This is a genomic window from Pseudomaricurvus alkylphenolicus, assembly GCF_011683955.1.
Taxonomy (GTDB): domain Bacteria; phylum Pseudomonadota; class Gammaproteobacteria; order Pseudomonadales; family Cellvibrionaceae; genus Pseudomaricurvus; species Pseudomaricurvus alkylphenolicus.
Genome location: NZ_JAAQPI010000002.1, coordinates 651,292 through 668,031 on the forward strand (window position 1 = coordinate 651,292; position 16,740 = coordinate 668,031).

16 protein-coding genes and 1 tRNA gene are annotated in these 16,740 nt (G+C 54.4%); 7 read left to right on the forward strand and 10 right to left on the reverse strand.

Features of this window, described 5'->3' with window-relative positions; translation table 11 throughout:
* Positions 1 to 88 precede the first annotated feature (88 nt).
* Positions 89 to 1,399: a hypothetical protein gene (locus HBA55_RS08220; RefSeq protein WP_166989267.1), complete on the reverse strand. Its 1,311-nt coding sequence runs from the start codon at positions 1,397 to 1,399 to the stop codon at positions 89 to 91.
* Positions 1,400 to 1,605: 206 nt separating this feature from the next.
* Here HBA55_RS08220 and HBA55_RS08225 point away from each other — a divergent pair, with 206 nt between their 5' ends.
* Entirely contained in the window at positions 1,606 to 2,091 is a 486-nt protein-coding gene (locus HBA55_RS08225; RefSeq protein ID WP_166989269.1) for a DUF4124 domain-containing protein, read from the forward strand.
* 147 nt (positions 2,092 to 2,238) lie between these two features.
* Positions 2,239 to 2,934 carry a BamJ family beta-barrel-assembly machinery protein gene (locus HBA55_RS08230; protein WP_166989271.1) on the forward strand — a complete coding sequence of 232 codons (696 nt, stop codon included), beginning with the start codon at positions 2,239 to 2,241 and terminating at the stop codon, positions 2,932 to 2,934.
* A 140-nt stretch (positions 2,935 to 3,074) separates the two neighbouring features.
* Here the strand turns inward: HBA55_RS08230 and HBA55_RS08235 are convergent, their stop codons facing one another.
* Complete coding sequence (locus tag HBA55_RS08235) at positions 3,075 to 3,878, reverse strand: PhzF family phenazine biosynthesis protein (protein ID WP_166989274.1); 804 nt, start codon at positions 3,876 to 3,878, stop codon at positions 3,075 to 3,077.
* A 117-nt stretch (positions 3,879 to 3,995) separates the two neighbouring features.
* Between HBA55_RS08235 and HBA55_RS08240 the strand changes: the two genes are divergently transcribed.
* On the forward strand, positions 3,996 to 5,417 hold the full coding sequence (locus tag HBA55_RS08240; protein WP_166989276.1) for an aminotransferase-like domain-containing protein: 1,422 nt from the start codon (positions 3,996 to 3,998) through the stop codon (positions 5,415 to 5,417).
* 16 nt (positions 5,418 to 5,433) lie between these two features.
* On the opposite strand, the gene HBA55_RS08245 is transcribed toward HBA55_RS08240, so the two are convergent.
* From HBA55_RS08245 to HBA55_RS08260, 4 genes are all read right to left on the reverse strand, one after another.
* The gene (locus HBA55_RS08245; protein ID WP_240945948.1) at positions 5,434 to 6,447 is read right to left on the reverse strand and encodes a WD40 repeat domain-containing protein; all 1,014 of its coding nucleotides are present in this window, start codon (positions 6,445 to 6,447) and stop codon (positions 5,434 to 5,436) included.
* A 107-nt stretch (positions 6,448 to 6,554) separates the two neighbouring features.
* Positions 6,555 to 7,010, reverse strand: coding sequence for a sigma D regulator (gene rsd / locus HBA55_RS08250; protein WP_166989278.1), 456 nt, complete (start codon positions 7,008 to 7,010; stop codon positions 6,555 to 6,557).
* Positions 7,011 to 7,242: 232 nt separating this feature from the next.
* Positions 7,243 to 7,932: an LrgB family protein gene (locus HBA55_RS08255; protein ID WP_166989280.1), complete on the reverse strand. Its 690-nt coding sequence runs from the start codon at positions 7,930 to 7,932 to the stop codon at positions 7,243 to 7,245.
* A 46-nt stretch (positions 7,933 to 7,978) separates the two neighbouring features.
* Positions 7,979 to 8,335 (reverse strand): CidA/LrgA family protein, encoded by a 357-nt coding sequence (locus HBA55_RS08260; RefSeq protein WP_166989282.1) that lies wholly within the window; start codon positions 8,333 to 8,335, stop codon positions 7,979 to 7,981.
* A 153-nt stretch (positions 8,336 to 8,488) separates the two neighbouring features.
* Here HBA55_RS08260 and HBA55_RS08265 point away from each other — a divergent pair, with 153 nt between their 5' ends.
* Positions 8,489 to 8,917, forward strand: a complete 429-nt coding sequence (locus HBA55_RS08265) for a flagellar basal body-associated FliL family protein (RefSeq protein WP_338109376.1) — start codon at positions 8,489 to 8,491, stop codon at positions 8,915 to 8,917.
* Between the two features lie 75 nt (positions 8,918 to 8,992).
* Here the strand turns inward: HBA55_RS08265 and gcvH are convergent, their stop codons facing one another.
* The 3 genes from gcvH to HBA55_RS08280 form a co-directional block, all read right to left on the reverse strand.
* The gene (gcvH, locus tag HBA55_RS08270; RefSeq protein ID WP_166989284.1) at positions 8,993 to 9,382 is read right to left on the reverse strand and encodes a glycine cleavage system protein GcvH; all 390 of its coding nucleotides are present in this window, start codon (positions 9,380 to 9,382) and stop codon (positions 8,993 to 8,995) included.
* Between the two features lie 104 nt (positions 9,383 to 9,486).
* The gene (locus HBA55_RS08275; protein WP_206019606.1) at positions 9,487 to 11,130 is read right to left on the reverse strand and encodes an ABC transporter permease; all 1,644 of its coding nucleotides are present in this window, start codon (positions 11,128 to 11,130) and stop codon (positions 9,487 to 9,489) included.
* Between the two features lie 15 nt (positions 11,131 to 11,145).
* Positions 11,146 to 12,198: an extracellular solute-binding protein gene (locus HBA55_RS08280; RefSeq protein WP_206019607.1), complete on the reverse strand. Its 1,053-nt coding sequence runs from the start codon at positions 12,196 to 12,198 to the stop codon at positions 11,146 to 11,148.
* Positions 12,199 to 12,451: 253 nt separating this feature from the next.
* Between HBA55_RS08280 and mutY the strand changes: the two genes are divergently transcribed.
* The 3 genes from mutY (at position 12,452) to HBA55_RS08295 (ending at position 14,078) form a co-directional block, all read left to right on the forward strand.
* Positions 12,452 to 13,543, forward strand: coding sequence for an A/G-specific adenine glycosylase (gene mutY / locus HBA55_RS08285; protein ID WP_166989286.1), 1,092 nt, complete (start codon positions 12,452 to 12,454; stop codon positions 13,541 to 13,543).
* 35 nt (positions 13,544 to 13,578) lie between these two features.
* Complete coding sequence (locus HBA55_RS08290) at positions 13,579 to 13,857, forward strand: oxidative damage protection protein (protein WP_166989288.1); 279 nt, start codon at positions 13,579 to 13,581, stop codon at positions 13,855 to 13,857.
* A 145-nt stretch (positions 13,858 to 14,002) separates the two neighbouring features.
* A tRNA-Phe gene (locus HBA55_RS08295) sits at positions 14,003 to 14,078 on the forward strand.
* Between the two features lie 123 nt (positions 14,079 to 14,201).
* Here the strand turns inward: HBA55_RS08295 and HBA55_RS08300 are convergent.
* Complete coding sequence (locus HBA55_RS08300; protein WP_166989290.1) at positions 14,202 to 16,541, reverse strand: TonB-dependent receptor plug domain-containing protein; 2,340 nt, start codon at positions 16,539 to 16,541, stop codon at positions 14,202 to 14,204.
* Between the last annotated feature and the right edge of the window lie 199 nt (positions 16,542 to 16,740).

The following is a 16,740-nucleotide window of genomic DNA, read 5'->3' on the forward strand; positions in this document are numbered from 1 at the left end:
ACAAAGGCCCCGGAAGCAGGTTGTGCTTCCGGGGCCTTGGGCCTTATATCCGGGCCTCGAAGATTAAAGAGAGGGGCTGCGCATTGGCTTAGAGGTCACCGCCAAACAGGCTGGGGCTGATGGGCTTGGACTCGGCCGCAGGTTTCTCAACTGGCTTTTCTGCAGCTGCCGGGGCTGCTGGCTTGCTCTCAACGGCGGGCTTTTCGACAACGGGTGCCGCCGCTTTTTCTACTGGCTTCTCGCTGACCTTGGGAGCAGCAGGTGCTTCAACTTTGGGAGCAGGCGCAGCAGGTTTAACTTCTACAGGCTTTTGCGCCGCTGGAGGGGCAACTACCGGTGCCGGCTTGGTCTCAGGAGCTTTTGCAGGAGCCTTGGGAGCTTCGCTCTTCACTTCGGCTTTTTTGACAGCGGGTTTCGCAACCGCCGGCTTCTTGGCCGCTGCTTTCTTCACTGCCGGCTTGGCTTCGGCTTTAGGGGCAGCTGGAGCGGCAGCCTTCTTGGGAGCAGCTTTCTTAGGAGCAGCTTTCTTGGCTGTGGTTTTCTTGGGAGCTGCCTTCTTGGCAGGAGCCGCTTTGGCTGCCGCCTTCTTCACCGGGGCTTTTTTAGCTGTGGTTTTTTTGGCGGCGGGCTTGGCTGCAGTTTTCTTGACGGCTGCCTTCTTAGCGGGAGCTTTTGCGGCCGCTTTTTTAGCGGGTGCCTTGGTGGCTTTCTTTGCGGCGCTCTTCTTGGCCGCCGGCTTGGCGCTGGCCTTTTTGGCCGGTGCTTTCTTAGCCGCGCTTTTCTTCACGGTAGCTTTCTTGGCAGCAGTCTTTTTAGCAGCGGCTTTTTTGGCTGCGGCTTCCTTCTTCGCTGCAGCTTTGGCTGCGGCAGCGGCCTTTTTGGCAGCGGCGGCTTCTTTTTTAGCAGCGGCTTTCTTGGCGGCGGCCTCTTTCTTGGCGGCGGCTTTGGCGGCAGCGGCATCCTTCTTCGCCTGAGCTTTGGCAGCCTTGGCGGCAACTTTAGCTTGCTCCTTCTGCAGCTTGTTAACGACTTTGTCGATTGCGGCAGCGCCTTTATTCGCTTCGGTAATAGACTTCAAACTGTTTTTGGCATCAGCGACAGCTGCCTTGGCAGCGGCGGCCAGGTCTTTTTGAGTAGCCAGTGCGGACTTGGCTTTTTCCAGCTGCTTTTTTGCCGCAGCGGTTTTCTTGGATTTGGCAGTCGCCTGAGCAGCATTCTGTTTGGTACGAAGTGCTGCCAGTTTTTTCTGAGCGGCGGTACTGGCTTTAGTAGCCTTTGCTACCGCTTTGCTGGCATCGCTGGCTTTTTTGGCCCGTGCTTTATCCAGTTGAACTTTGAGCTTGGCGATTTGCGATTCCAGATCGACAACGGGATCGAGTACTTTTTTGCGAGCTGCCATGGAGCATTTCCTCTAGTTTTTTTCAGGTATCGGCTGGTAATAATTAGGTGGGCGAATAATACCCATCTTTGATGAAGAATTGTATGTCTTGGTCAGAATAAAGCCAGCAAAATTGCAAAAAAAACTGGTTCTGTGACGGCTTCCGTTCGACAATGAATGGTTGAGTTTGATGCAGTTCATCTTGCAGAGATTTGGGAGACGTTGTGATGAAGTGGATGATCAAATCCATGTTACTGATTCTGGTCGTGGGGTTGGTTGCTCCTTTTTTTCTCAAGCGTCCGGATGGTCAACCCTGGATGACAATCAATCCGGATTGGTATCCATCTGCGCTATGGCAGCGGTTAACCGGTGGGGTGAACCAGGCATTGCCGGACTTCAGCGGCGACAGTTCGGCACCAACCCGAGTCTACAAATGGCGAGATAAAGACGGATCATGGCGCTACTCCGATACCCCCCCTGAAGGTATTGATGCCCAATCTCTGGATATCAATCCCGATACCAATCTCATTCAGGGGTTACCTCAAAAACAGTCGGAACAACAAAAAAAGTCTCAGCCGGCTACTGACAATGATCTGCCTGGGGTACCATTGCCTCTCACCGTCTCTCCAGACCAGGTGCAGAAGATGATGGACGATGCCCGCAACGTGCAACAGCTAATGGACCAGCGCTCGGAGATGTTGGAACAGCAATGATAACGGGCCCGGAGCAAATTTGAACAACACCGGAAAGTCGCGGTCCAAGCACCGCCTTTGCCGGTGATGGGTTTGTTGAGGTTCATTGCCGAGAATGACCTGAGTCGTCAGCGACGGTCACGAAATATCCCTAATTAGGAATACAGCATGTTAAAACAACTGATTTTGAGCAGCACTGCCGCAGTGTTGTTCGCCGCTACCCCAGTCGTGGGGGCAAATGAGCTGGAGACGGTCACTGACCGCGTCAGTTACATCTTCGGCTACAACATTGGTCAGAAGTTCAGGAGTGATCAGGTAGAAGTCAATGTTGAAGTCATGGCCAAAGCTCTCAGCGACGCATTGGAGGGACGGCAGCCGGCGCTGACTGAGGAGGAAATGCAAAGCGCTATGCGGGCGCTGCAGGACATGCAACGAGCCAAACATAACGAAGCGATGAAGGTTGTGGGTGATGCCAACCGTAAAGAAGGCGAGGCCTTTTTGGCCGCCAATGCCAAGAAGGATGGCGTAAAAATAACGCCCTCCGGTCTACAGTACAAAGTGCTGACACCTGGTAATGGCAACAAACCCAATAAGAGCAGTCAGGTTTCTGTGCATTACCGGGGCACCTTGCTGGATGGTACAGAATTTGACAGTTCATACCGCCGCGGTGAACCGGCGACGTTTGGTGTGACCCAGGTTATTCCCGGTTGGACCGAGGCCTTACTGCTGATGGCGGAGGGCTCCAAGTGGGAAGTCTATATTCCCTCTGATCTGGCATACGGCCCCGCCGGTGCAGGCGGAGACATAGGCCCTAATGCAACTCTGGTGTTTGAGATAGAGCTGCTTAAGGCTAACGCTCAGTAATTTACGCCAAGGCCGGTGTCCTGTCTGGCTAATTCGATGAAATAAATTGGGCCAATCTCCACGAATTAACCTGACAGGACACCAGCGCTTGAATCGATTTCACCGTTCAAGATCTGCCTCTCTAACCATTCAGGCGAGCATCATCCCACTTCTATGGTGCCCTCCAAATAAAGCACGGCTTCTCCCCACATCATAACCCTGAACTGAGCCTCGGCGGGTGTCAGTCGACAGCGCAGCTCTCCCTGGCGAGCAGAAATCTGCCGGCCGAAGAGTTCGGACTTGTCCAATTGATCTGCCCAATAGGGGACCAACGTACAATGGGCTGATCCGGTGACAGGGTCTTCATTGATTCCCACACCCGGGGCGAAAAAGCGCGAGACAAAGTCACACTCTTCTCCCCTTGCTGTCACGATCACGGCTTGTGAGGTACAGGACAGCAAGGCGCCGAAGTCAGGTTGAAGGCGGGCTACTTCCTGTTCGGATTCCAAAACCACCAACCAGTCGCGAGCCTGACCAGTATAAACGGTCTGTTTCACTCCCAGAGCGTCCAACAAGCCTATTGGCAAGGCTGCATCCACTGGCGGTCGAGCGGGAAAGTCCAGTGCCAAACCCTGGCCCTCTCGGGTCACCATCAGTTCTCCACTTCGGCTCTGGAAGCGAATGGCGGGGGCTTGCCACTGCATCTTCCGGTATAGCACCCAGGCACTGGCCAGAGTGGCATGACCGCATAAGTCTACTTCCTGGCTGGGGGTAAACCACCGAATACCAAAATCGCCGTCTGAGACATCCCCACAGATAAACGCGGTTTCGGCGAGGTTGTTTTCTGCCGCAATCGCTTGCATCAGCTCCTGCTCGAGCCACCTGTCCAGGACAACCACTGCCGCTGGATTTCCTTGAAAGCGATGTGAGGTAAAGGCATCAATCTGATAAATGGGCAATGGCATTGGCTGCTGCTCCTGTTTTCAATGGTGGGGAAACATGGATTGAAGTTTACAAATCCACAGTGATGCGATACAGATACAGATAGTTGAAAATCAATGCAGTACAGACGGGGACGACGGATGACGCTTTACCGGAACATTGCTCTGGAATTACGTGCCCAGATTGAACAGGGGGTATACCGTTACGGTGAGCGGATGCCTTCTGTCAGACAGTTGTCGTCGCGTCTGGGCGTTAGCGTTTCTACTGCTGTCAGCGCCTATCAGTGTCTGGAGCGCGATGGTCTGGTCGAATCGCGACACAAGTCCGGGTTTTATGTTTCTCCTCCGCTAACCCGCTCGCCATCAATCCCGGGGCCGGGTCAGAGCATCAAACCGACACGCCTGCATATGAGTGCTACGCTTGCCCGCATTTTTGCGCTTACCCGTTCCAGGGATTGCGTTCACCTGGATCTCGCGCTTCCCGATCCCAAATTGCAGCCTGCCAGCCAGCTCAAAGCTTCAGCCAACCGGATATTGCGCAATCAATTCGATGGCACACTCAAGCTCTGCAGTTCTCCGGGGGAACCGCAGCTACGCCGTCAAATCGCGTTGCATATGAGTCGGCTCGGTTGTCTGATCGAACCCGATGACGTGGTGATCACCAACGGCTGTCAGGAGGCGGTACTGATCACTCTGCAGTCGCTGACACAGCCGGGTGATGTGATCGCAGTGGAGTCACCCTGTTACTACGGCTTTCTGCAGGCTTCGGAGAGTCTGGGTTTGAAAGTGGTCAGAATTGAGAGTCATGTGGACCGCGGGGCGGATGTCGGGGCATTGACCGCCGCCACGCAAAGGTGGCCAATCAAGGCCTTTCTCTGCGCGCCTTCGTTCAGTAATCCCAGCGGTAGCCTGATGCCAGTTGATGCCCGCCGACAGATGCTGGCTCTGGCCAGGCAAGCCGATTTTACTATTATTGAGGACGATATCTTCGGTGAGTTGTGGCACCGGGAATGCGATCGACCTGTGCCTCTTAGGGCAGAGGATACGGACAACCGGGTGATCTATTGTTCATCGTTTTCGAAATCGCTGTCTCCCGGCTTGAGGCTGGGTTGGGTTGTTGCCGGTACTCAGCGTGAACGATTGATGGAGCGCCAGCGAGCCACGACTACCGGTACCGCTGCTTTGCCTCAACTACAGTTGACGGACTATCTGCAGAGCGGCCATTTTGACAAGCACCTGATTCGTGTTCGTCAAGAGTATGCGCAAAACCTGGAGCGTGCCCGGCATTTGATTGCCAGGGAGTTTCCGGAGGGGACTCAGGTCAGTCAACCCCTGGGAGGTTATCTACTGTGGCTGTCTCTACCTGAGAACTTGTCGGCGATGGAGTTGCTGGAGCGGGCTCTGGCGAAAGGTATCGCCTTTATGCCTGGGGCAGTTTTTGGCGGTGCCCAGTATGGTCACAACTTGCGCCTGAGCCTGGCGCGGCCCTGGTGCCTTGAATTAGAACGGGCATTGATCTTACTGGGCAAGTTGGTCGATGAATTACTTGGACAATCTATTTGATACCCTACGCTGGCGTTCAGCGCTTGAGGCGGTGGACAAAACCGTTGGAGGCGACGGCCACATAACCGCCCTTAGTATCGAAGCCCACGGCGACGATGGCGGCACTGGTCGGCTTCCACGCATCTCTCTTGGGCACCTTCCACTTGGCCAGTGGAGTGAGGCTGGTTGTATCCCACAGCTGCACTATCTGATCCGGGCGACCAGTAAGTAATTGTTTACCATCGTCGCTGAAGCGGGCCGCCGTAAAACGCACACCACGCCGGAGCTTCTCTGCGGCCAGGGGAACCTCACCCAGAACTTTGCCAGTGGCGGTTTCCCACACCAGTGCCCGATCATATTTGGCGGCTGAGAGAGCGAGCCTGCCATCCGGACTGAGTGCCACCATTTGCACATCGTCCTCATGCTCAACCTCATGCAGTTTGCGGCCGCTGCTCACGTCCCAGACGGCGGCGGTATAGTCCTCTGATCCGGTGATCGCCAGGCTTCCGTCGCGGCTGAAGTCCACGCTCCTGACCCGATTGTCGTGAGGAAAGGAATGGCCCATGCGACCCTGGTGCAGTTTGAATAGTACGGCCCCGTGACTCTCCAGTCCCAGCAGCGCTTGTTGGCCGTCAGCACTCAGCGCGATGGAAAGTATTTCGTCCGGGGCCGTCCAATAGCGCAGGGATTGACCGCTTTTGGTGTCCCAGAGCACGATTGCTTCGGGGCCTGCAGTAATGCCCCAGCGTCCGTCAGCAGAGATGTCACTGGCCAGGAGTGTAGTGTATTCGCCCTGCTTGTGATTCCAATTATACAGGCGTTCTCCATCGGCATTGCGCCATAGGCTGCCACCGTGGTGAATAGAGCCCACAATGGTATGTTTGCCATCATCCGATATTGATGCGGACTGGGCTCCCTTGACGGCGACCTCGAAGCTCGAGTTGGGAGCGATTCCGTCACTGCAACCGACGATCAGCACCACCAGCGTGAGGCCATAGCAGAGTTGTCGGCAACACTGCAGAACCCCGGAGGTTTGGACTGAACTCATCATAGGGAATCCCCGATACTGTACGAGAGCGGCGCCGACCCCAAGTGAGTTGGCGCCTGCAGATTGTATCGGCAGGGAATCAAAAAAGAAAAGGCGTTATTGGATTGGGATCAGGCAACCAGATCCTTGTGTGCGATATGAAGGACCTCAATCATGCGGTCTTCGGCTTCAAAGCGGACCGCCAGCACTTCGCCCAGTTTGGAGAGGTCCGGCGCCAGGGCTTCCAGATCGTCGGTTTCGAGGTATTTGTCATTAAAGTCCAGAGCAAATTCGGTTGTCTGGTCAATGGCAGTGAATAGCTTGCTGGCTTCTTCCAGCGCAGTCTCATCTTCGAATTCGCGGCCTTCCTTGATCAATTTGTCATAGACTTCAAAGTGACCGGCGGAGACATAGTCCACCAGTATCTGGCAGACAGATTGCAGCTGCTGCGCGGCATCGCTGCTATCCGGGGCGTCAGAAAGGCCACAGTACCGAACCAGCAACTCCTGTCGTTCCTGTAACCAGCGATCAATAATCTCGCTGACTCCGCCCCAACGTTCTTTGGCTGATTGACAGTTTTCAAGCATGGCACTACTTCCTTAACGCTTTTGGTAATTCTTGTTGTCTAGCTCATGGCTATGGTTGTTGACTATAAATGATCGGCGGACAAATTTAGTCCGTCCCAGCAAGATAGAAAATCCAGCTTCTCTCTGCAAGTGAAACTTGTGTCAATCGTCAGAATTTACATCTGGGGATTACTTTAGTCTCTATCGAGAGGTGTGCCTTGACGAATATCAACGCAATCCACTAAATGCTGACTTAATGGATAACCAGGGGGATCAAATAAGGCAGTGTCAATGACAGAAAGCTACCGCATAAACACATGGTGAGTGTGGCAAAGGCTCCGGCAGAAGCACCCATCTCAAAGCTGCGGGCGGTACCGACTCCGTGTGCGTTGAGCCCCAGCACAACACCTTGCAGTCTGGGATCTTTGAGTTGCAACACGTAAAAAACCACTGGGCTGAGCAATACACCAATGACGCCGGTGAACACTACTGCGCCCGTTGTCAGTGTCGTCAGAGCGCCCAGACTTTCCGCAACGCCCATCGCCATAGGCGTGGTGATGGTCTTTGGAGCCAGGGCAAGTAATGCCTGATCGGACGCGCCCACCCACCAGGCAATAGCCAGGGCACTGGCGGTGGCAAAGAGCCCGCCTATGATGACGGTGAGTGTGACCGGCAGAGCCAATTGGCGCAGATGTTGAAATTCCTTATAGAGGGGAATGGCCAGGGCAACCGTGGTGGGACCAAGCAACAGCTCCAGTAATTTGTTTCCCTGCAGGTAGTGGGCGTAAGGTACCCCCCAGTACTTCAGCAACAGAGCAATCACCAGGGCGCTGGTCGCCACCGGGTGCAGAAACGCGCGCTTGCCACAACGCTCATAAAGCAGTAGCGCCAGTTGATAAACTGCCAGTGTTAATAGCAGTCCAAACAGAGGCTTATGAAGCAAACTTCTCCCCAGTTCGAGCATTTGATTGAGCAAACTGTCCAGAACTTCAACCCTCTCCCGAAGCCGCGCGTTTTCCGCTCAGGCGTTTCACTAACCAGCCGGTGAACAGCATAGACAGCAGGGTACCCGCAACCATAGCGGCGCCTATGGCGGGCCATTGAGCGCTAATATGCTCTGGAAGAAAGAACAAACCCACGCCGGCGGGCAAAAAGAACAAGCTGAGGTACTGCACCAGCGAGTGGCTGGTGTTGCTCAAATCATCGCTGGGGCCACCGCTGATCAGCAGCCACACCAAGAGCAGAAGCATACCGGCTACCGGACCGGGTACCGGGCTGCGAGTCAATTCGACCGCTGCTTCGCCCAGTAGCTGAAATAGCAGCAGGCAGATAAAGCCTTTCAACATAGATCGAGGTTTAATTTTGGGGTCTGAAAAACTGGCGCTACACTAGGGGAAATAACGACACAACACAAGTGAACCGGGTATCATAGAGGACAGAACAGGGGCAGGTTCATCAGACCGCCTTAAAATGGATAGACAAAAAGGAGCATTGGTAAGGTGTTAGCGAAACAGGCAACTGGATGGGCGATGGCGTTGATGCTGGCACTGATGGCGGGCACTGCAATTTCACAGGAGGAAGGTGGCGAAGGCGCGGCGGTATTGCAAAAAGCCATTTATATTCCGCTAAAACCCCCGTTTGTTGTCAATTATGGGGGTAAAGGGCGATTGCGTTACCTTAAGGCGGAGCTGTCGGTAAGGGTGTCCAGTGCCAGCGGAGCCAACTCCATCCGTCACCACATGCCCTATATCCGCAATGATCTGATCTTGCTGTTCAGTCGTCAGAGCGAAGAAAACCTCGACACTCAGGAAGGAAAGGAAATTCTGCGTCAGGAAGCCCTGGCGGCGATACACAATATTCTTGAGACCGAAGACGGAGAAAGCGAGCTGGTGGATCTTTACTTCAATCAGCTGGTGCTGCAGAAGTAAGGCCGGCGGGCCGCCAACAGCCGGTGGCGACTGCTGCTACCGGCTGACCCACTCCAGTGCTATGGGAGTTTGTACTTAGTCTTCTTCACAGACGGCTTGGTAACCCTCAGCGTCCAGCGCCTTTTCCAGCTCAGACAGATCGGTAGGCTTGACTTTGAAGAACCAGCCATCGTCATAGGGCGACTCATTGACGGTTTCCGGTGCATCCTCCAAAGCTTCGTTGACAGCGATCACTTCGCCGCTGACCAGCGAGTAAATGTCCGAGGCTGCCTTGACAGATTCAACCACGCCGGCCTCTTCGCCAGCACTGACGGTGCTGCCGACATCCGGAGTTTCCACATAAACCACGTCGCCGAGGCTGTCCTGGGCGTGATCAGTGATGCCGATGGTAACCGTGCCGTCTTCCTCTACACGAGCCCACTCGTGGCTGGACAGGTACTTAAGTTCGTTGCGAACTTCGCTCATGGTGTATTCCTCGCAAATTCGGGTTAATTCTGTGAATTCAGCCAGCTGAGGGCCTAAAACCGCGTAGTGTAACGGGTTTTGGTTGACTGGGGAACGGCGTTCGTTCAGCTGACGGCCCGGCTGCGACGGATCATGATGACCACCGGTGGAATACTGATGAGCACCAGCGTCAGAGCGGGCAGGGCGGCGCGCTCCCACTCCCCCTCGGAGGTCATTTCATAGATTCGCACTGCCAGTGTGTCCCAGCCAAAGGGTCTCAAGAGCAGAGTGGCGGGCATCTCTTTCATGGTATCCACAAATACCAGCAACAGCGCGGTAAAGATGCCGGGGGTCAGCAGTGGAACGTAGATGCGTTTGAGAACCTGCCAGTGGGAAGACCCTAACATCTGCGCAGCTTCCTGATAACTGGGTTTGATTCGCGCGAAGCCCGACTGGATGGGGCCAAAGGCGACCGAGAAGAACCGAACCACATAGGCAAGCACCAGCGCGAACAAGCTGCCGAGCAGAATCTGGGCTGGCGCCAGTCCCAGCCACTGCCGAACAGGGTTGATCACCCCGGCATCAATCGAGGCAAAAGCGAGCATAATTCCTACCGCCAGAACGGAGCCCGGCAGGGCGTAGCCCAGAGTGGCCAATCGCTCTGTGGTGTTGTTATGGTGGCGTTTCTGCAAGCGTTGGTGATAGGCCACCAGCAGCGCCAGAGTCACGGCGATCAGGGAGGCCATGCCCCCTAAACTGAAGGTGTGAGCGACGAGTTTCCAATAAATCTCGTTGATATCCTGGGCGCGGGTTTCCCATACCCAAGCCAGTAATTGCAATACGGGCACCAAGAAAGCGACGAGGACCACGACGCTGCAATATCCGCTGGCCAGCCAGGCTCGGCTGCCTCGAAGCTGATAGCGCTCGCTTTGCTGACGACGGGGGTTTTGATGCAAGCGGCCGTCGCCCCTGGCCCGTTGTTCGGTATAAAGCGCCAGGGCGACAAACAGCAATAGCAGTGAGGCCAGCTGAGCAGCGGCTGTCAGACTGAAAAACCCAAACCAGGACTTATAGATGGCCGTGGTAAAGGTATCGTAGTTGAATACTGCCACCGCGCCAAAATCGGCAAGGGTCTCCATCAGCGCCAGTGAGGTACCCGCGGCAATAGCCGGGCGTGCCATCGGCAGGGCCACTCGAAAAAAGCTGCGCCAAGGGCTCACCCCAAGCAGTCTTGAGGCATCCATGAGGTTGCGCCCCTGGGACAGAAAGGCGCTGCGGGCCAGCATATAGACATAGGGGTAGAGCACACAGGTCATCACCGCGATCACCCCAATCGGACCGCGAATATCGGGGAACCAGGCGTCTTCACCAAAGGTGGCACGGATCAAGCTGTGCAGCGGGCCGCTATAGGTCATCAGCCCCAGAGCGACAAAAGCCACGACATAGGTCGGGATGGCCAGTGGCAGCATCAAAGCCCAATCCAGGTAGCGGCGACCGGGAAACTCGCACAATGCCACCAGCCAGGCGAGGCTGACCCCCAGCAGCATGACCCAGATACCGACCCCCAGCAGCAGAAACAGAGTATTTTTCAGTAGCCGGCCGAGCTGGGTTTCGATCAAATGTTGCCAGATTTCGGTCTGGTCACTGCCCCAACTCAGAAAGATCACGGTAATGGGCATCAGCACCAATGCCGCTGTCATCAGCGTTGGCAGTTGCCACAACCGCGCTCGCCAGCGGTGGGCGCTGGCAGTACGGGGCAATTGAGTCAAAGCAGGGGAATTCAATTACAGATAGCCGGCGCGGTCCATCAATTTGACGGCTTCCGCCTGCAGGCGTCCTGCAGCCTCCACGTGCATGGCGTCGGCTTTGAACTCGCCCCAGGAAGCCACTTCCGCAGAGGGCTTCACGCCACCATTGGCGGGGTATTCCTGATTGTTCTCAGCCAGTTTGCGCTGGGCTTCCGGGCTGGACAGCCATTCCAGCAACTTGCGTGCGGCTTCCGGCTGTTTCGCGTGCTTGGTGATACCGCCTCCGGAAACATTGATATGCACACCGCGGTCTGCCTGGTTAGGCCAGAACAGCGCCAGGGCGGCGTCAGGCTGCTTTTTCTTCAGGCGGCCAAAGTAGTAGGTGTTCACTATGGTGACATCGCACTGCCCCGCCATAACGGCTTCCATGGCTTTGGTGTCATTGGAGAAGGGTGCAGTCGCCAGATTGTCCACCCAGCCTCGAACAACAGTTTCTGTCTGTTCCGCACCGAGAGTGTCAATCATGCTGGCAACCAGGGACTGGTTGTAAACCTTCTTTGAGGTGCGCAGGCACAGACGATCGCTCCAGGTGTCTGCGGCCAGGGCTTCATAGGTGGTCAGCTCACCTTCAGTCACACGATCGGTACTGTATACCATGGTGCGGGCACGCACTGAGAGACCAACCCAGCGGTTTTCGGATTCACGCAGTTCTGCCGGGATATTGGCGTCCAGAGTTGTGGATTCGGTTGGCTGCAATAAACCGAGTTCTGTGGCCTGCCATAAATTACCGACATCGACGGTGATCAGCATATCTGCCGGTGTGGTTGCGCCTTCTGCTCTGAGTCGTTGGATCAGAGCGCCAGCCTTATCGGTGATGTAACGAATCTGAACACCGGTTTCGGCGGTGTACTGATCGAATAGGGGTTTTAGCAAGTGTTCCTTGCGTGAGGAGTACACGGTTATTGTTGTAGCCTGGTCGGCCTGAGTCGCCGAGCCATCACCTCCCATACCACATCCGGTGATAAAGGCGGTGCCGGCAATCAATGCGCCACAGATCAGTTTTTTGAAGAGAAGCAAATTTTTTTTCATGGTGTCCTCATCGACAGCCGTTGTCCACATGCGAGTGTCCGGCGCCGTAATCAGGGCTGAGCAATAGGACGCCATTTTTCTGGTCGCAGATGATAAGCATTCTTATTTGTAACTGCAATGAATATTGCTGTAAATAGCACTGATGTTGGGGTTTTATTTGTGTGATGCCCTTGGCTTGGTACACTGCGCACGTGATTGCAGCAGGGGTCATAGGTCCCGAAGAAAATGCCTTAAAGAGCCTAGAGGAGCGCTGATGCCGGCCAACACAAAAGCGACAGCTGTGCCAACACTCAAGAATTTTGCACCACGGGTCCTGGCCTGGTTTGATCAGTATGGTCGTACACACCTGCCTTGGCAGCAACAGGTCAACCCTTATCGGGTTTGGGTCTCGGAAATCATGTTGCAGCAAACTCAGGTCGCGACAGTGATTCCATATTTTGAGCGCTTTATGGAGCACTATCCGACGGTGGAAGATTTGGCCGCGGCCTCTCAAGATGATGTTCTGCACCTCTGGACGGGGCTGGGTTACTACGCCAGAGCCCGCAATCTGCACAAATGCGCTCAGACGGTCACCGAACAATACAACGGTGAATTCCCCACAGATGTTGATTTGTTGGAAGCATTACCCGGTATTGGCCGCTCCACCGCCGGGGCCATAGCCAGCCTTTCCATGGGCTTGAGAGCCCCTATTCTGGACGGCAATGTCAAACGGGTACTCGCCCGGCATTTTGCCGTTGAGGGCTGGCCCGGCAAGTCCGAGGTGCTGTCCCGACTTTGGCAGCTGGCAGACGCTCACACTCCGAAAAAGCGATTCGATCATTACACTCAGGCTATGATGGATCTCGGGGCTATAGTCTGTCGTCGCAGCAAACCGGACTGTAATCAATGCCCATTGAATAGCTCTTGCCTGGCATTGCAGCAAGGCGAGCCTGAACGCTTTCCCGGCAAGAAGCCCAAGAAGGATAAACCGATCAAGACAGTGCAATTGCTGATGCTGCGAAATCCGGCAGGAGACTGGCTGCTGGAGCAACGCCCAGCCAGCGGCATCTGGGGTGGTTTGTGGAGTTTTCCAGAGCTGGCGCTGGAGCATGATGTCCAGCAACATTGCTACGATACGTACGGGGATACTGCCCGCGTTAGCGAAATCTGGGATGGCTTTCGCCACACCTTCAGTCACTATCACCTCGATATCACGCCGGTGGTTGTGGATCTCAATGACGAAATCTCAGCGGTCGGGGAGCGTGCCATTTGTTGGTATGATGTAGACCAACCCGCCAATCTGGGGCTGGCGGCACCGGTCAAGCTGTTGCTCGAAAAACTCCGCTTGCTGGCACCCGTAGCCTAGCTCGCTGGCCTTAATCATCAGGATGTATAAACGTTATGACACGCACCGTATTCTGCCGCAAATATCAACAGGAATTACCCGGCTTGCAGGCGCCGCCCTATCCGGGGGCCAAAGGGCAGGAGCTCTTCGACACTATTTCTCAAAAGGCCTGGAATGACTGGATGCATCACCAGACGATGCTGATCAATGAAAAGCACCTCAATATGATGGACATGACAGCACGTACCTATCTGAGTGAGCAGATGGAAAAGTTTTTCTCGGGTGGAGATTACGATGCGGCAGAGGGGTACGTGCCACCGTCGCAGGATGGTTGAATCTGGTAGAACGACACCGATTTATCCCCTTCCGCGGAGGTGAGTAAAAAAGTGGGCAAAAACAGTGATTTAAGCCTTGACTCCATCGGGATCAACAGGTTTAATACGCGCCTCCTGAAGACGCCCTGGCGTCGAAAAGGACCAAGCCCAGATAGCTCAGTCGGTAGAGCAGGGGATTGAAAATCCCCGTGTCGGTGGTTCGATTCCGCCTCTGGGCACCATGATTTGTACGAATTAAAAGGCTAGCAGGTTAACACCTACTAGCCTTTTTTCGTTCCCGGTATGGTGCTCCCCGGCGTTAATTACCCCTCCCGCTGAATTTCAGGCTTGCGGCCAGAGATCGTCTAGAAACTCATTTGAACAGAAGCACCGAACACCCGTGGCTTGTCCAGAAACTCCAGACGTTCAGGAGCTGTTTGATTGGAGCCGGTACTGACGTTGTAGCGGTAGCTGGAGCGCAAGAGATTCTCCACGAAGACCTTGATCTGCACGTCTCGCGAGCTCGCGTTTGACCAGCGATAAACCAGAGACGCGCTCAAATTGTAGTCAAGCTCAAAGGCATCCTGATTTTCCAATAGCAACCTTTCCTGTTTGAAGTCCTCAAATTGTTGATCAAATTGCAACTGCTCTGCGGCAGACAAGGTATTTCGGTCGAAGCTGTCATAGGCTGTCTGGTACATCCTCATTTCATCGAATGAGCCCTCGAAATCCCAATAGATCTGGGCGTTGAACTGAGCTTTTAAACGGTGATTCAGGAAAGATCGGGTGACTATAAGCTTGGTAATATTTTTCGGCCAATTGTTCAGGCCGTCACCATAGCTCTCCAATAAGATGGGAATCCCCCTGCGAGTAAAATAGTAGTAGTCGGAGAAGGAGATATTGTTTCTGGAGCTCCCCGTTTTCAAATCGTCGTTCATGTTGACATCCAAGGGCTCCAAAAACACGTGGCTCAGGCTGACTTTCAGGTTATCACGCTGGTAGGTGGCACTGAATTCAAACCCAAATAGCTCATAGTCTGTTAAAAACTCCAGTTCACTGCCGGTAAATCCCACCGCCTTGATGTCATTGTAATAAGCCCGAAGATTCACCGACGTCGACTCCGTGAGAGTGCCGGTATAGGAAAGCTCCAGGCTGTCGATGGTTTCAAGTTTCGAACTGTTTTCGGAAATATTGTTCAGATACTGAGCTCGCAATGGCATCATGCGCTGCGCGCGCTGAATTGAGGTGACCAGCGTGCTATTGGTGTTCAATGTCGTCACCAGGGACAGTCTTGGCGAGAACATCCTTTCGGCAATGCTGGGGAAGTCCAATCGATGTGCGTAGAAGAGCTTATGCCTATCTGACAGAACGTATTGCGACTCCAGCAAATGACTGTGCGTCTCGACACTCAGCCCATGGCCGACTTCCAGAAAATCATCGGGATTTGGACGTCCCAGGAGATCCGGATTGCGGGTGTAGACGCTGTTGTCCCAGCTGCTGATGATGTGCGTACCTTCCCTGATCCAGAGGTGGTCCCTGCTCTTGCCCCAGGGAGCGCCGACGTCAATATGAGTGTATTCATAGCCGGCGATCACGTTCAGCTTTTCGTTCGGTTGAAAATCATACAATGCCGAGGCGGTTATCCTGTCCTGGGCGAAGGCATAGTCTTTGATATTGTTGGCTCCGCCCTGGTTGAGGTAGCGGTAACGGATATATTCCTGTGAATCCAGCGTCAGGGAGGTATTCAACACACTGTTATTGGACAGCTCATGGCGATAGTCCATCGACAGCGCCAGGCTGCGAGTTTGCGAGCGGTTCGCATTATCGGTCTTTACCGGGTTGCCTTCCTCATCAAACTTCCATTGTTTCTCGGTAAAGAACCGGGTTTGTCCCGATTGTGTGTAGCGCAACCAGGCGGAGAAACTGTCGCCTTTGTTAATGCCGACATGCGCTTTGATCTGAGGACGGCCGCGGCTGTCGGCCAGATAATCCTGTGGCGGGGCGCTGGCGTCAGGCCCCTTGCCAATATGGCGATTGTCGCTGGGTTCGCCAGGATTGAGTTTAAAGTAATCAGGGGAGCCAAAGCCCTCGGTTTCGCGGTAAGAAAGATACGAATAGAGCCCCCAGTCGTCAGAGGCCCGAGAGTATTGAAGATTGACGCCTTTGCTGTTGTAGGTATCGTTATAGCTAACGCCGACCGATAGTGCGGGAACTGTGTTCTTCGCACTTTTTGTGATGATATTGATGACTCCCGCGATGGCACCGGTTCCATAGGTCACTGAGCCTGGTCCGCTCACCACTTCGACCCGTTCGATATCACCCAATTCCCATTGATCGATTTCGGTAATGACCCCTTCATACACCATATTGGTGAGGTTCTTACCATTTACCAGTAACAAAAGTTTGTAGTTTTCGGCGGCGATATGGCCTCTGAGACCGATCTTGTTGCCCTCGGAGTGGTTCATGATCAACAGGCCAGGAACGTGTTGTTCCATTAACGTAGCCAGATTTCGCGCACCTGACAGTTCTATGTCTTCACGGTGGATGACAGTAATCGCTGAAGGAGCGTCTTTGAGGGTACTGCCGTACAGGCTTCCGGTGGAGATTTCCACCTCTGTCAGCTCCTTGAGTGAAAGTGCAAAGAGTTCGTCCGGTTCTACCCTGGACTCGGCGAAGGAAGTTGTGCCTGCACACAGAAACAGCAAACCCAACCGTCTCCTATAGCTCAATGGAAGTTTCACGATTCCGTTCAGTCCGATAATTGATTTGCCGATACACTCTCTTCACTAGTGTAGACAGTGCAGGGTTATGTCGCCAAGGGGGGCGGCTGCAGGGGCAACGGAGGACAAATGTAGGAAAAAAGGGCGGGAGAACCCCGCCCTGGCCTATGCAGATTGGCGACTG

Bases quoted from the DNA above. Each gene is read 5' to 3' on its own strand.
- HBA55_RS08220 (WP_166989267.1), bottom strand. From the start codon at position 1,399: ATGGCAGCTCGCAAAAAAGTACTCGATCCCGTTGTCGATCTGGAATCG.
- HBA55_RS08225 (WP_166989269.1), top strand. From the start codon at position 1,606: ATGAAGTGGATGATCAAATCCATGTTACTGATTCTGGTCGTGGGGTTG.
- HBA55_RS08230 (WP_166989271.1), top strand. From the start codon at position 2,239: ATGTTAAAACAACTGATTTTGAGCAGCACTGCCGCAGTGTTGTTCGCC.
- HBA55_RS08235 (WP_166989274.1), bottom strand. From the start codon at position 3,878: ATGCCATTGCCCATTTATCAGATTGATGCCTTTACCTCACATCGCTTT.
- HBA55_RS08240 (WP_166989276.1), top strand. From the start codon at position 3,996: ATGACGCTTTACCGGAACATTGCTCTGGAATTACGTGCCCAGATTGAA.
- HBA55_RS08245 (WP_240945948.1), bottom strand. From the start codon at position 6,447: ATGATGAGTTCAGTCCAAACCTCCGGGGTTCTGCAGTGTTGCCGACAA.
- rsd (WP_166989278.1), bottom strand. From the start codon at position 7,010: ATGCTTGAAAACTGTCAATCAGCCAAAGAACGTTGGGGCGGAGTCAGC.
- HBA55_RS08260 (WP_166989282.1), bottom strand. From the start codon at position 8,335: ATGTTGAAAGGCTTTATCTGCCTGCTGCTATTTCAGCTACTGGGCGAA.
- gcvH (WP_166989284.1), bottom strand. From the start codon at position 9,382: ATGAGCGAAGTTCGCAACGAACTTAAGTACCTGTCCAGCCACGAGTGG.
- HBA55_RS08280 (WP_206019607.1), bottom strand. From the start codon at position 12,198: ATGAAAAAAAATTTGCTTCTCTTCAAAAAACTGATCTGTGGCGCATTG.
- mutY (WP_166989286.1), top strand. From the start codon at position 12,452: ATGCCGGCCAACACAAAAGCGACAGCTGTGCCAACACTCAAGAATTTT.
- HBA55_RS08290 (WP_166989288.1), top strand. From the start codon at position 13,579: ATGACACGCACCGTATTCTGCCGCAAATATCAACAGGAATTACCCGGC.